We start from the raw sequence: 12930 nt of genomic DNA, 5'->3' as shown, positions 1-12930 counted from the left end.
CACGACACACCTCAAAATGTGCGTCCTTAGCTCAGTTGGTTAGAGCGCTGCCTTGACATGGCAGAGGTCGGTAGTTCGAGTCTACTAGGACGCACCACTTTTCTAGTCTCTTCATAAAGAATTATGGCCACTGCCTCTTGGCGTGTAACAAAGCTAGTATGATTAGTTTATCCGCACTCAGCTGATAAACGATTATATAATTTGAGGACACAACGAATTCTAGTGTTTCCTTTACTCTGCCTATTTTTCCTGCTTTAGGATGAGCTTTTAATAGTTCGACACTGTCCTCAATAATCTCAATAAACGCTTCAGCTGCCAGCAAGTTCTCTTGTGAAATATATTCTACTATGGCAATAAAATCCTTTTTAGCAGACTGCTTCCATTCAATTTTTAGCACCAAGCTTCCTTTCCACTAGTTTTTTAGCATCTTCCATGACACTTTCATTCGATACTGTTGGCAAGTCACTCAACAACGCTTGCTCTACTTTTTCTTTAAACCAACGGTCATAAGCGGCATCGTCTGTTGTTAAGCCTACTGGCAAACCGCCTTCCTTTGTAACTCTAGTTAAAAGAATACGTACTGCGTCAGATATCGTTAAACCAACATTAGCTAGTTTTTCTGATGCTTCTGACTTTAACTTTTCATCAACCCGAACATGTAGCATTGAGGTATGGGGCATTGTTTTCACCTACGTTTAAGAAACTTAAAATATTATGTATCTCAAATGAGATACGGTCAAATATTGATATCAACAAGCCTAACCTTTCTATTAAGCTAGCATACGATCACATCCCTAGTTCGCAACTAAGCCATAACGTCAAACAATCTCAGCGTTTTCTTACCAGAACGCCTGTTTTAACCAGTATTCGTTAAATTCAAACACCCGTTTATTTTTCTTTTACGTATACAAGCCACAGCGTTATGCTAACGGCACTCAATAAAGACGTAATAAGGAGCAACATGACAACCTATAAAGCGATAAACTTGGTGAAGCGCCCTAACCCGGGTCCGGTCAGTGCCGATGTTTTTGAGGTAGTGGAGAAGGAACTGCCAACGGTTAACGATGGCCAACTACTAATAAAACAAACCCACATGTCGCTCGACCCCGCAATGTTCGGCTGGATGAGCCCGGATACCGAAAGTTACATCCCACCGGTTGAGCTTAACACTGTCATGCGCAGTTCAGGCGTGGGTAAAGTAGTGGAAAGCAAACATCCGGACTTTGCCAAAGGTGACCGCGTGATGGGCATGATGGGCTGGCAAGAATACGCGCTGAGCGACGGTCAGGGCATTAATAAAGTACAAGCTGACGTGCCCGACGAAATGGTGCTGTCGGTGTTCGCCCTACCCGGACTAACCGCCACTCAAGGTTTATTTAACGTCGGCAAACCTAAATCAGGTGAAACACTGGTGGTCACCGGCGCGGCTGGCTCAGTCGGATCTATCGTCGGGCAACTCGCGAAAGCCGACGGTTTACGGGTTATCGGTGTAGTCGGCAGCAACGAAAAAGCCGACTGGATTACCAACGAGTTAGGCTTTGACGGCACCATTAACTACAAAACCGATGACTTAGACGCCAAACTAAAAGAGCTGACACCTGACGGTATTGATTTATATTTTGAAAACACCGGCGGCCCGATTCAACATCATGTTATGCAGCACATGAACGCCCATGGCCGTATTGTGGTGTGCGGCATGATAGCCGACTACGACAAAGCCGAACCAGCGCCCGGCCCAAGCTGGATCCCCATAATTAAAAAGCGCCTAACAATTCAGGGGTTCACCATGCCCGATCACTTCCATGAAGTGCCTAGTCTACTGGAAAAACTGACCCCGTATGTCATGGGCGGCAAAATCAAATACCGCTCGCATACGCTGGAAGGGCTCGAATCTGCTATTGAAGGCTTAAACCTGTTCCTAACCGGGGACAATAAAGGGAAGTTGCTGGTTAAACTGTAATATTAGTAATAGATGTTATACCACCATCTTGTTCATGAATTGCCCGTACTTTACGTGCGGGCTATCAGTAACCGTCCGGCGCTGAAAGATGCTATACCATAATAAATTTATCTAAGTTCGTTATTTCCGCTGAACAGCGCTAACGCGCAGCCCGTCCCTTTTATCAGTTGTGTATTAATCTCCTCTTACATTAACAAACCGTAAAGAATTTCACGAACCCTAAAAAACCGCTAAGCTTGTACCAAAACCCGAACTAAAAAGCAGGCTTATGAAAAAAATACTGAATTACTTTCTTAAAGGCTTGGCGATTTTACTGCCAATAGTCATTACCGTTTACCTCATTCGCTGGTTGTTGGTCACCATTGAGCAGTCCCTGAAACCGGTTTGGATGGCACTTGGTGGTGACGCTTACTATTTCCCGGGCCTTGCGTTTATAAGCTTTTTAGTACTTGCCCTACTCGTCGGCTTCAGCTCACGCTGGAACCTGTTCAACTCAATCTGGCAGCTACCGGGCAAGCTCATGAACAAAATGCCATTGCTTCGCAGCTTATACGGCACGGTTAATGACGTTTTTGAAATGATGTCAGGTAAGGACTTTGCCGATGAGTCCGTTGTGATGGTGACATTACCGAACAGCAATACGAAGCTGATAGGTATAGTCACGAAAAAGCCAGGAGCCAGTGACGATAAGTTATCCGAAATTCTCGATAACGAACAAGTCGCCGTCTTTTTACCGATGAGTTACAACGTTGGTGGTTACATGATTATGGTACCAAAGGACTGTATAGAGTCCCTCGATATGAAACCGGCCGAAGCCTTGCAGCTAACCATTAGTGCCGGTATTGGCAAAAACCACAAAAAAAGCGGCGCTAAGTCATAGCGCCGCTTCTGTCTTTTTTGAGTGTTTTGGCTTATTTCAGGTCAAAGCGATCCAACTGCATCACTTTTGCCCATGCCTGAACAAAGTCGTTGGCGAACTTCTCGTTAGCGTCGCTCATTGCGTACACTTCAGAGACTGCACGCAGTTCAGAGTTTGAGCCAAAGATAAGATCAACCGGGCTTGCTGTGAATTTCAATTCGCCCGTTTTGCGATCATAACCTTCATACACCGCTTCGCTGTTTTCTGACTTCTTCCACTCGTTATCCATCGTTAGCAGATTAACAAAGAAGTCATTATTCAACGTACCCGGTTGGTCGGTTAATACGCCGTGCTCAGAGCCGTCGTAATTCGCTCCAATGGTGCGTAAACCACCAATCAGGACTGTCATTTCAGGTACCGTCAGAGTCAACTGATCCGCTTTGTCGACCATCATTTGCGCCGGTGACAAGCGGTTGTCTTTACCAAAGTAATTGCGGAAAGCATCCGCTTTTGGTTCCAGGAAAGAGAACGAATTGACATCGGTCATTTCCTGAGTGGCATCAGTACGACCCGGCTCGAATGGCACTGTTACATCGTAGCCCGCGTCTGCAGCCGCTTTCTCAATAGCTGCGGCACCGCCCAACACAATAACGTCAGCCAGTGACACGTACTTGTCGCCTGACAGGTCATCATTAAAGTCCTCGTGTACTTCTTTCAGTGTTGCCAGAACCTCTTTCAGCTCTTCCGGGTTGTTCGCTTCCCAATTAATTTGCGGCTCTAAGGCAATGCGTGCGCCGTTTGCACCGCCACGCATGTCCGTTCCGCGGAAGCTCGACGCCGACGCCCAAGCAGTACGTACCAACTGCTGAATCGTTAGGCCTGAATCCAGTAATGCTTCTTTCAACTCAGCTACATCGTTTGAGTCAATCAGTTCGAAATCAGCATCTGGAATAGGATCCTGCCAAATCAAATCTTCTGTTGGTGCCATGTCACCCAAGTAACGCTGGTTCGGCCCCATGTCACGGTGAGTCAGTTTAAACCAGGCTTTTGCAAACGCCTTTTCAAACTCTTCCGGATTTTCATGGAAACGTTTCGCAATTTTGCGATACTCAGGGTCAAACTTCAGTGACAAGTCAGTGGTAAACATAATTGGCGCATGACGTTTACCTTCTACGTGCGCATCCGGCACCAAGTTAGACGCCTGGCCATCAACAGGAATCCACTGAATAGCGCCCGCCGGACTCTTAGTTTGTTCCCACTCAAAGCCAAACAGGTTATCCAGGTATTGTGTCGTCCATGCGGTTGGATTGACTGACCATGCACCTTCTAAGCCACTGGTAATAGTGTCTTCAGCGTTGCCTTTACCACATTTGTTTTTCCAGCCAAGGCCCTGCTGCTCAACAGGGGCAGCCGCTGGCTCAGCTTCTAAACATTCTTCTGGCTTATGCGCACCGTGTGCTTTACCAAAGGTATGGCCACCGGCAATAAGCGCCACAGTTTCTTCGTCATTCATTGCCATGCGACCAAAAGTATCACGAATGTCCTTTGCCGCTAAAAGCGGGTCAGGTTTTCCATTAGGACCTTCCGGATTGACATAAATGAGTCCCATCTGTACTGCTGCTAATGGGTTTTCCAGCTTACGATCACCTTTGTAGCGTTTGTCGCTGCCAAGCCACTCAGTCTCTGGACCCCAGTAGACAATATCCGGCTCCCAGGCATCTTCCCGGCCACCAGCAAAGCCATAGGTTTCAAAGCCCATCGACTCTAAAGCAACGTTTCCTGTTAACACCATTAAGTCAGCCCACGACAAGCTGCGACCGTATTTTTGTTTCACGGGCCACAATAAACGGCGCGCTTTGTCTAAGCTGACATTGTCCGGCCAGCTGTTTAGTGGCTCAAAACGTTGTTGAGCACCAGCGGCACCACCGCGACCATCTTGCACACGATAAGTACCAGCACCGTGCCAAGCCATACGAATAAAGAAAGGACCATAATGACCATAGTCAGCTGGCCACCAGTCTTGGTCAGACGTCATTAATTCTTCAATGTCTTTTTTAACCTCTTCAAGGTCTAGTTTGCTAAACGCTTCTGCATAATCAAAGTCGTCACCGTAAGGGTCTGACTCAGGACTGTGCTGACGCAGTGGCTCAAGATTCAACTTGTTAGGCCACCAGAATTCATTGGGTTTAGGCTCTGGCTTGTTCACATCGTAAGACATATTGTCCTGTGCACTAGCAACACCAGAAGCCACTGACAACGATACCGCAATTGATACCGCAGAAAGTAAAGGAAGTGTTTTCTTAAACATGGTTTATTACCTTTTTGTTAAACACCAGTTTGGGCGCAAATAATAATAGACCAAACCAGCAATTTCGGTAGGTTCAAATAGATTCGAAAAATAGATTGGGTTAATCGGAAGGCGCTCAATTCACCTAAGTTGTTACTAAACGATTAAGTGGAGTTAGATGAAATTGATCAGGACATCGACACTATCGGTGCGAGCGTTCGTTACAGCTTCTAAATAACCGACAAACTGGCGTATATGTGCTTATACGCCAGTCATTTGCTTCTTTGTTCATCAGTTATTTGAAAAACAATTCTAATTTCCTACCGATCTAACTTTAAGAATTCTCCGTAGCTTCTATACTCTACTCATGAATTTAAAAATAAAGCTTTAAATTCAAATGCGTAATAGCGCCTATTTTTAATAAAGGGGAAGCTAAATGACCAAAAAAGAAGAAGAGGTACTGCGCGGCGACAAAGATGTAGAACGAGAGCGCCAAGCGTCAGACCCAATGATTCCAGACGGGGAAGTTAACCCCATAAATACGGACTACCAAATTGGACAAGACAACGTGGTCATGAAAGTAGGTCCATTCGGGCTTGATTTTCATAACCGCGTTTTTGCTATTTCAGGGCTAGCCATTATCGCTTTCGTATTTATTACGTTAGCATTTCAGAATCAGGCAGAGCCAATATTTACCAGCACGAAAAACTGGTTAACAGCGAATTTAGACTGGTTCTTTATTGGGGCTGCAAACATATTTGTCTTACTTTGTTTGTTCTTAGTATTTTCCCCATTAGGAAGAGTCCGAATTGGGGGTACAGAAGCAAAACCTGACTTCTCTTACCTGGGCTGGTTCTCAATGTTATTTGCGGCAGGCATGGGTATTGGACTCATGTTTTATGGTGTGTCCGAGCCTATAACGCACTTCAGTACCGCTCTTGGCGGAACGGAAGTTAACGCGGATGGTATTCGCACCGACTGGGCGCCGCTTGGCGCTGCCGGAGGAAATGAAGAAAAAGCCATTGCCCTTGGTATGGCTGCAACCATTTTCCATTGGGCTTTACACCCTTGGGCCATATACGCAGTTCTGGCTTTAGGCCTGGCACTGTTCTCTTTTAATAAGGGATTACCATTAACCATTCGCTCTATTTTCTACCCCATTTTGGGAGAGCGTGTTTGGGGCTGGCCAGGCCATATCATTGACATCATTGCCATTTTGGCTACGTTGTTCGGCTTAGCTACATCACTGGGTTTAGGCGCTTCTCAAGCGGCTTCCGGCTTTAACTTTTTATTCGGTTGGGACCAAGGCAGTACAACTCAAGTGTTGCTGGTTATCGGTATTACCGCTATCGCTTTAGTCTCTGTTTTAGCCGGCCTTGAATCTGGTGTTCAGCGTTTATCGCAAATTAATATGACACTCGCCGCACTGTTAATGCTCTTTGTTATTATAGTGGGACCAACGGTTGCTATTCTGACTGGTTTCGTCGATAACCTGTATAACTACGTTGTGAACTTACCGGCGCTGTCTAACCCAGTCGGGAGAGAGGACTTAAACTACTCACAAGGCTGGACTTCATTCTATTGGGCGTGGTGGATAGCATGGTCACCTTTTGTTGGCATGTTCATCGCCCGTGTTTCTCGCGGTCGTACTGTACGTGAATTCTTGATTTCAGTGCTATTGATTCCATCACTGGCTTGTGTGTTCTGGATGAGCGTATTTGGTACCGCGGCTATTGAGCAATTCCTTGCCGGCGCAGAAAAGGTCGCAGAAGTTGACTTATCATTACAACTGTTTGTGATGTTGGAAGGCCTGCCCTGGACGGGCATCACCTCCTTCGTAGCCATTGTCCTTGTCATGGTGTTCTTCATTACGTCATCTGACTCTGGCTCATTGGTTATTGATACCATCAGTGCGGGCGGTAAAGTTCACGCACCAACCACTCAGAAAATATTCTGGTGTACTTTTGAAGGGTTAGTCGCTATTGCTCTAATTCTCGGTGGTGGGCTTGTAGCCTTGCAGGCGATGGCGGTATCAGCAGGACTTCCATTTACGATCGTTCTGCTCGCGGCGTGTGTTGCGCTAGTCCAGGGCTTGCGCTCGGAACCACGAGTTGGTAAAACCACAAAATAATCGACCACGAGCGGCGCCTCTGGGTGTCGCTCACCTTTTAAGGTGCTTATATGGAAGCTGAGCACGTAGAAATACTGAACTTCTTACGCAAGTACTCTCCTTTTAACGAGTTACCGGAAGAAGAACTTCAATTAACGGCACAAAACACCTCTGTTGCTTACTTTAAAGCGGACACTCAAATCCTTGAATTTAATCAACACATTGATGCACTTCACGTTGTCAGAAGTGGCTCTATAGAGACTTATCACAAAGACGGCTCGTTGTTTAACCGCTTAGATGAAGGCGGTTTTTTTGGAGAAGCCGGCTTACTTCGCAAAGGCCGAGTCCGCTTTCCCGTAAAAACCATTGAAGACACTTTGCTCTACTATATCCCGGGCGATTTATTCAATCGTTTTTATGACGAATACGATGCTTTTGCCGACGCCGTTGAAGTTGAAGAGCAACGTCGGGTCAGTCACGCAGTAAAAACACATGAAAGCCGCAATCGTACGTTGTCCGCTCGAGTGGAAACGTTAATTACGCGCGAGCCAATCGCGATTAATAAAAGTGCATCCATACGTGAAGCTGCCTGCTTAATGACCGATGAGAAAGTTTCGTCATTGCTTATTTATGACGATGAAAAGCGTGATATTCCTGCTGGGATAATCACCGACAAAGATTTACGCAAGCGCGTACTTGCGGTCGAGAAAGACGCCTCCGATCCAGTGGCCGACATTATGTCGGAAAATTTAGTTTTTGTTCAGCATAATAATCGGGTTTTTGAAGCGTTCTTGACGATGCTACGCACCAACTTACACCACTTACCGGTATTACGTCAGTCCAAAGTCATAGGTGTTATTGCTTTGTCAGACGTAGCGAGACATGAATCACAAAGCAGTCTGTACATTGTGTCGAGTATTTTTAAACAAACCAGTATTGAAGAACTCTCCCAATTAGTGCCAGATGTCCACAAAAGCTTTGTGCGTATGGTTGAAGAAGACGCGAACTCTCGCATAATCGGGTCGGCCATGGCGACCATTGGGCGCAGCTTTAAACAACGCTTATTAGAGTTGGCTGAGGAAAAGTATGGTCCGCCTCCTGTACCATACTGTTTCCTAGCTCTCGGCTCCATGGCTCGTGATGAACAAACCGTTGTGACCGACCAGGACAATGCAATGGTTCTGGATGACAGCTTTGAACCTAAATTGCATGACAAATACTTTTTAAATATTGCGCAGTTTGTTTCTGACGGGTTAAACGCTTGCGGTTATACGTATTGCACAGGCGACATAATGGCAACCAACCCTAATTGGCGTCAGCCGTTATCAAAATGGAAAGAATACTTCACCGACTGGATAGAAAACCCGTCACCAGAAAAGCTTCTGCATTCGTCCATTTTCTTCGACTTAGATGGCGTCAGTGGTGAGATGCGTTTTGCAAAAGAATTAAACCAGCTCATTCGAAAAAAGGCGCCGAAACATAAGCGTTTTTTGGGATCGATGGCTCGCAATGCGTTAAACCGTACTCCCCCACTCGGCTTCTTTAAAGACTTTGTCATGGAGAAAGACGGTAAGCACCGTGACAGTATAAACACAAAGCGTCGCGGCACGGGGCCGGTAGCGGACTTAATTCGTGTACACGCTCTAGCTATTGGTGCACAACGGCAAAATTCGTTTGCTCGTCTCGAAGAAATTATTGATGCCAATATCTTACCCAAAGGTCGCGGTCCTGATTTACGGGATGCATTGGAATTAATTTCTATGGTTCGAATTCGTCACCAGGCGCTGGCTCTGGAGGCAGGTGATACGCCAGATAACAATGTGGCACCTGAAGACCTTTCTGACTTTGAGCGTAAAAACTTGAAAGACGCTTTCCAAATTCTCAGTAATGCGCAGAAATACCTGCGTTATAAATACTCTGGAGGCTAATTATGCTGTATTTGCCACCAGACGCCGAGAATAAGCAGAGAAGAAGCACGGTAAACTGGCCAAGGCGATTTCAGGAACTTGCGGAGAAAGCAAAGCACCCCGCCCTTAAGCGCTACTACGAAGCCGCAATTGCTGCGGCTGAAACACCAATTAAAGACGTGCCGATGGTTGCTGTTGACTTCGAAACGACCGGTCTTGATCCTGACAAGCACGGCATTATTAGTATCGCGGTTATTCCTATGACACTGGGACGAATCGACATGAGTCAGGCCAGGCAATGGGTGGTAAAACCCCGACGGTTATTAACCGAAGAATCGGTCACTATTCACGGCATAACGCACAGTGAAATAGAGCGAGCACCGGATTTAGCCCAAGTCATTGACCCACTTCTAGAGGCTGTCGCCGGCAAGGTATGGGTGGTTCACTACAACGGTATTGAGCGCCCTTTTTTACAAGGGGGCTTTAAAGAACGTTTAAACGAGACCATTCATTTTCCAGTTATCGATACGATGGAAATTGAAGCACGCTTCCATCGCCAAAAGCGAAGTTTATGGGACAAAATAACCGGTAAAAAGCCCGTATCTATCCGTTTAGCTGACAGTCGGCAGCGCTATAACCTGCCCTTTTATGCTCCCCATGATGCCATGACAGACGCGCTTGCCTGTGGTGAGTTGCTGCAAGCACAAATTGCGCATCACTTTTCGCCAGAAACCGCCATTGGAGATATTTGGCTGCCCTAGGCTACTTTTATCTGAGAGCGACCGGCTGATTTTGCTTGATACAATGCATTATCTGCCTCACGCATAATATCTCGAAGTTCTGTAGCCGCCATTTGTGATGACACGCCGATGCTTGTTGTACATTGCAATGTATCTTTAAAGTACAGCGCTTTCACGCTGCTCACTGCTTTATAAACTCCGTTTGCAAAGCCTAACTTTTCCCGTTTCTCTGTTTCATGGAAGGCGATAGCAAACTCTTCACCGCCCATACGCCCCACCACAGTGCCATCACCGGAAAATGAAAGAAGCTTTTGCCCGATTGCCGCTAGTAACGTATCACCAGCTTCATGCCCATAGCTATCATTAATGTCTTTAAAATAGTCCAAGTCGAGAATCATTAAGCCCAAACTGGCTGATTTTGGAAGGCTTTTTCGCAAATTATCCGCGTACATAAAAAATGCGCGGCGATTATATAGCTGAGTTAAGCTATCCACTTCTGCGAGAAATTTTAATTCCTTTTGCGTTTCATGCAGTTGCTCTTCTACGCTCTTACGCTCAGTAATATCTGTTGCGACTTCTAGTCGCACTTGGCGTCCGTCATGCCACCGAATCAAACGGTCACGACATTGATACCAGCAATTATTTCGCGTGTTCTTGAACTCCCAAAGATACGTATCACCGTTTTTAGGAAGTAAAGTGTTCGTACAAAAGTCACAAGGGCTCTTTTGCCCCTTTTGTAAAACCTCAAAGCAACGCTTTCCTCTAATATCATCAAACTGATTTACCCCACCAATATTTTTTAGCGCATACTTATTCATAAAAAGCAGCTCATGAGTTTCAACGTCAGATACGTACACAACGGCGTCGAGACTATCCAGAATATGTTGGAGATCGGAAATTTCGGTTACTGCACTTGGTATCATAAGTTTACGTAAAAGTACTGGCATGTGCCTTTGATTCATGTCAGGTTTTACTTTCTCATATAATTCAAAATTAAACATTATCCAATGGTCTAAAAATGAAGAATATTGTTTTTCTTACGTCAATTGCCGTCGCAAGCTTTGTTCCTTTTAGCTCTGCTCAAGTTATAAAACCGGCACCACAGGTGACAACCCAAGCCCAGGCTGAATTTTTTGCGGCCATTAATGAACATTGCGGGAATTCATACGCTGGTGAGGTGACTGTTGATACGCCGGCCAGCGACGGTTTTGAAGGCCCACTAATTATGCATGTGCGCAAATGCGGCGACGCAAAAATAGAAATTCCTTTTCACGTTGGAAGTGACCATTCACGTACTTGGATTCTAACCCAAACAGGCTCTGGTATTAGCCTTAAGCATGACCATCGCAAAGCGGACGGAAATTATGATCCGTTAACGATGTACGGAGGACATACGATAGATAAGGGTTACCCAACTGCTCAGTCTTTCCCTGCTGACGCCTATTCAAAGGAATTATTTATTGAACTCGGAGTACCTCAATCGAACACGAATATTTGGCAAATGTATATTCATGACGACACTTTTACGTATCGCTTAATTCGCGAAGGCAGAGAGTTTCGGGTTGATTTTGATTTAACAGAAACAGTTGATACACCGCCTACTCCATGGGGCTATGCAGAGTAGCTTTAATTTCTGTCACTCCAATGCGTATTTTTATTATCTCGTTCTTCCTTTTCCATAAGCACTAAGGTGAGATAAATTTTGGTGGGCAGCGATAAAATAATACCGATGGCATTCATCGCTGCCCCCAAAATATAACCACGAAAATCAATATCATCATTACCAAAGGTCACTACCAACACCACGTGACCTAATAAAATCAGGCTGATACCTGTAATCATGGCAACTTTAAGCAGTTTGACTTGCGTGGTTTGCTTCATTTAAAGAACGTCACCCGGAATACGGACGTTGCCTTCCATTAAGACCCGCGCGCTGCGGCTCATAATGGCTTTTATGGCGGCCCATTGACCGTTAACCTGTTTGCACTCAGCGCCCACCTGTAAGGTACCTGAAGGATGACCGAAATTAACCATGGTACGGTCATTGCCACCCGCCGCTAAATTCACTGTCGTACCGGGAATCGCTGCGGCGGTTCCAATAGCCACTGCTGCCGTGCCCATCATGGCATGATGCAGTTTCCCCATCGACATCGCACGTACCAGTAAATCGACCTCAGTCGCTCTAATCTTCTTACCACTGGAAGCGATATAGTCTTTCGGCGGCGCGACAAACGCCACTTTCGGCGTATGCTGGCGATTAGCTGCTTCTGAAACATCGTCAATCAGCCCCATTTTTACGGCACCGTACGCACGAATAGTTTCGAAACGCTCCAAAGCCGCAGAGTCGCCATTAATGGCTTCCTGTAATTCGGTACCGTCGTAGCCAATTTCTTCCGCATTCAGAAAAATGGTTGGGATACCGGCGTTAATCAACGTTGCTTTTAAGGTACCGATACCAGGAACGTCTAAATCATCGATCAGATTACCGGTCGGAAACATCGACTCGCCATCTGCTGATGGGTCCATAAATTCCACCGGCACTTCCGCTGCCGGGAAAGTAACCCCATCCAGAATAAAGTCACCGGTTTCCTGTACTTCACCATCCACCATAGGCACTTTATTAACAATCGTTTTGCCAATATTCGCCTGCCAAATACGGACTTCGCAAATACCGTTTTCGGGGATGCGTTCAGGCGCTACCAAACCATTCGCAATGGCAAAAGGGCCTACCGCTGACGATAAGTTACCGCAGTTACCACTCCAGTCGACAAATGGCTTATCAATCGACACCTGACCAAACAGGTAATCAACATCATGATTCGGCTTTTCGCTCTTAGAAACGATGACCGTTTTACTGGTGCTCGACGTCGCCCCGCCCATGCCGTCAGTGTGCTTAGCATAAGGATCCGGGCTACCAATGACACGCAATAAAATTGCATCGCGGACTGCGCCGGGTTGCTGTGCAGTTTCGGGCAAGTCCTGCAAACGGAAAAACACACCTTTCGAGGTCCCGCCACGCATGTAGGTGGCGGGAATTTTAATTTGTGGTTTAAACGCCATAGCTCAA

Annotated in this window: 12 protein-coding genes and 1 tRNA gene; 7 read left to right on the top strand and 6 right to left on the bottom strand. The window is 46.1% G+C overall.

The window, feature by feature from the left end; translation table 11 throughout:
- Nucleotides 1-20: 20 nt before the first annotated feature.
- Nucleotides 21-97: transfer RNA gene (locus CEW91_RS05700), tRNA-Val, on the top strand.
- Between the two features lie 24 nt (nt 98-121).
- Here CEW91_RS05700 and CEW91_RS05695 read toward each other — a convergent pair.
- Nucleotides 122-397, bottom strand: coding sequence for a type II toxin-antitoxin system RelE/ParE family toxin (locus CEW91_RS05695; protein ID WP_157776069.1), 276 nt, complete (start codon nt 395-397; stop codon nt 122-124).
- Entirely contained in the window at nt 384-680 is a 297-nt protein-coding gene (locus CEW91_RS05690; RefSeq protein WP_088768069.1) for a type II toxin-antitoxin system RelB/DinJ family antitoxin, read from the bottom strand. The genes CEW91_RS05695 and CEW91_RS05690 overlap by 14 nt, the downstream gene beginning before the upstream one ends.
- Nucleotides 681-961: 281 nt before the next feature.
- On the opposite strand from CEW91_RS05690, the gene CEW91_RS05685 reads away from it, so the two are divergent.
- A complete protein-coding gene (locus tag CEW91_RS05685) occupies nt 962-1960 on the top strand; it encodes an NADP-dependent oxidoreductase (RefSeq protein WP_088768068.1) in 999 nt (332 codons plus the stop codon).
- 268 nt (nt 1961-2228) lie between these two features.
- Nucleotides 2229-2840 carry a DUF502 domain-containing protein gene (locus CEW91_RS05680; protein WP_088768067.1) on the top strand — a complete coding sequence of 204 codons (612 nt, stop codon included), beginning with the start codon at nt 2229-2231 and terminating at the stop codon, nt 2838-2840.
- Nucleotides 2841-2871: 31 nt separating this feature from the next.
- Here the strand turns inward: CEW91_RS05680 and katG are convergent, their stop codons facing one another.
- Entirely contained in the window at nt 2872-5127 is a 2256-nt protein-coding gene (gene katG / locus CEW91_RS05675) for a catalase/peroxidase HPI (RefSeq protein WP_088768066.1), read from the bottom strand.
- A gap of 415 nt (nt 5128-5542) precedes the next feature.
- Between katG and CEW91_RS05670 the strand changes: the two genes are divergently transcribed.
- From CEW91_RS05670 to CEW91_RS05660, 3 genes are read left to right on the top strand one after another with little or no spacing between them, the layout of a single operon-like run.
- Nucleotides 5543-7237 (top strand): BCCT family transporter, encoded by a 1695-nt coding sequence (locus CEW91_RS05670; protein WP_088768065.1) that lies wholly within the window; start codon nt 5543-5545, stop codon nt 7235-7237.
- Between the two features lie 50 nt (nt 7238-7287).
- The gene (locus CEW91_RS05665) at nt 7288-9144 is read left to right on the top strand and encodes a DUF294 nucleotidyltransferase-like domain-containing protein (RefSeq protein WP_088768064.1); all 1857 of its coding nucleotides are present in this window, start codon (nt 7288-7290) and stop codon (nt 9142-9144) included.
- 2 nt (nt 9145-9146) lie between these two features.
- On the top strand, nt 9147-9884 hold the full coding sequence (locus CEW91_RS05660; RefSeq protein ID WP_088768063.1) for a 3'-5' exonuclease: 738 nt from the start codon (nt 9147-9149) through the stop codon (nt 9882-9884).
- Here the strand turns inward: CEW91_RS05660 and CEW91_RS05655 are convergent.
- Nucleotides 9881-10864 carry a sensor domain-containing diguanylate cyclase gene (locus tag CEW91_RS05655; protein ID WP_088768062.1) on the bottom strand — a complete coding sequence of 328 codons (984 nt, stop codon included), beginning with the start codon at nt 10862-10864 and terminating at the stop codon, nt 9881-9883. The genes CEW91_RS05660 and CEW91_RS05655 overlap by 4 nt on opposite strands.
- Before the next feature lie 17 nt (nt 10865-10881).
- Here CEW91_RS05655 and CEW91_RS05650 point away from each other — a divergent pair, with 17 nt between their 5' ends.
- Entirely contained in the window at nt 10882-11487 is a 606-nt protein-coding gene (locus tag CEW91_RS05650) for a hypothetical protein (RefSeq protein ID WP_088768061.1), read from the top strand.
- Nucleotides 11488-11489: 2 nt separating this feature from the next.
- Here the strand turns inward: CEW91_RS05650 and CEW91_RS05645 are convergent, their stop codons facing one another.
- The gene (locus CEW91_RS05645) at nt 11490-11744 is read right to left on the bottom strand and encodes a hypothetical protein (protein ID WP_088768060.1); all 255 of its coding nucleotides are present in this window, start codon (nt 11742-11744) and stop codon (nt 11490-11492) included.
- The gene (prpF, locus tag CEW91_RS05640) at nt 11745-12923 is read right to left on the bottom strand and encodes a 2-methylaconitate cis-trans isomerase PrpF (RefSeq protein ID WP_088768059.1); all 1179 of its coding nucleotides are present in this window, start codon (nt 12921-12923) and stop codon (nt 11745-11747) included.
- Nucleotides 12924-12930 lie beyond the last annotated feature (7 nt).

Origin of the sequence: Idiomarina piscisalsi (assembly GCF_002211765.1) — a bacterium.
Taxonomy (GTDB): domain Bacteria; phylum Pseudomonadota; class Gammaproteobacteria; order Enterobacterales; family Alteromonadaceae; genus Idiomarina; species Idiomarina piscisalsi_A.
Note: the sequence above shows the minus strand (reverse complement) of the source record. Positions and strands in the feature narration are given on the sequence as shown.

What these genes read in the sequence shown, in the direction of transcription:
- CEW91_RS05650 (WP_088768061.1), top strand. Translation starts at nt 10,882, where the DNA reads ATGAAGAATATTGTTTTTCTTACGTCAATTGCCGTCGCAAGCTTTGTT.
- CEW91_RS05690 (WP_088768069.1), bottom strand. Translation starts at nt 680, where the DNA reads ATGCCCCATACCTCAATGCTACATGTTCGGGTTGATGAAAAGTTAAAG.
- prpF (WP_088768059.1), bottom strand. Translation starts at nt 12,923, where the DNA reads ATGGCGTTTAAACCACAAATTAAAATTCCCGCCACCTACATGCGTGGC.
- CEW91_RS05665 (WP_088768064.1), top strand. Translation starts at nt 7,288, where the DNA reads ATGGAAGCTGAGCACGTAGAAATACTGAACTTCTTACGCAAGTACTCT.
- CEW91_RS05660 (WP_088768063.1), top strand. Translation starts at nt 9,147, where the DNA reads ATGCTGTATTTGCCACCAGACGCCGAGAATAAGCAGAGAAGAAGCACG.
- katG (WP_088768066.1), bottom strand. Translation starts at nt 5,127, where the DNA reads ATGTTTAAGAAAACACTTCCTTTACTTTCTGCGGTATCAATTGCGGTA.
- CEW91_RS05685 (WP_088768068.1), top strand. Translation starts at nt 962, where the DNA reads ATGACAACCTATAAAGCGATAAACTTGGTGAAGCGCCCTAACCCGGGT.
- CEW91_RS05655 (WP_088768062.1), bottom strand. Translation starts at nt 10,864, where the DNA reads ATGTTTAATTTTGAATTATATGAGAAAGTAAAACCTGACATGAATCAA.
- CEW91_RS05670 (WP_088768065.1), top strand. Translation starts at nt 5,543, where the DNA reads ATGACCAAAAAAGAAGAAGAGGTACTGCGCGGCGACAAAGATGTAGAA.
- CEW91_RS05680 (WP_088768067.1), top strand. Translation starts at nt 2,229, where the DNA reads ATGAAAAAAATACTGAATTACTTTCTTAAAGGCTTGGCGATTTTACTG.
- CEW91_RS05645 (WP_088768060.1), bottom strand. Translation starts at nt 11,744, where the DNA reads ATGAAGCAAACCACGCAAGTCAAACTGCTTAAAGTTGCCATGATTACA.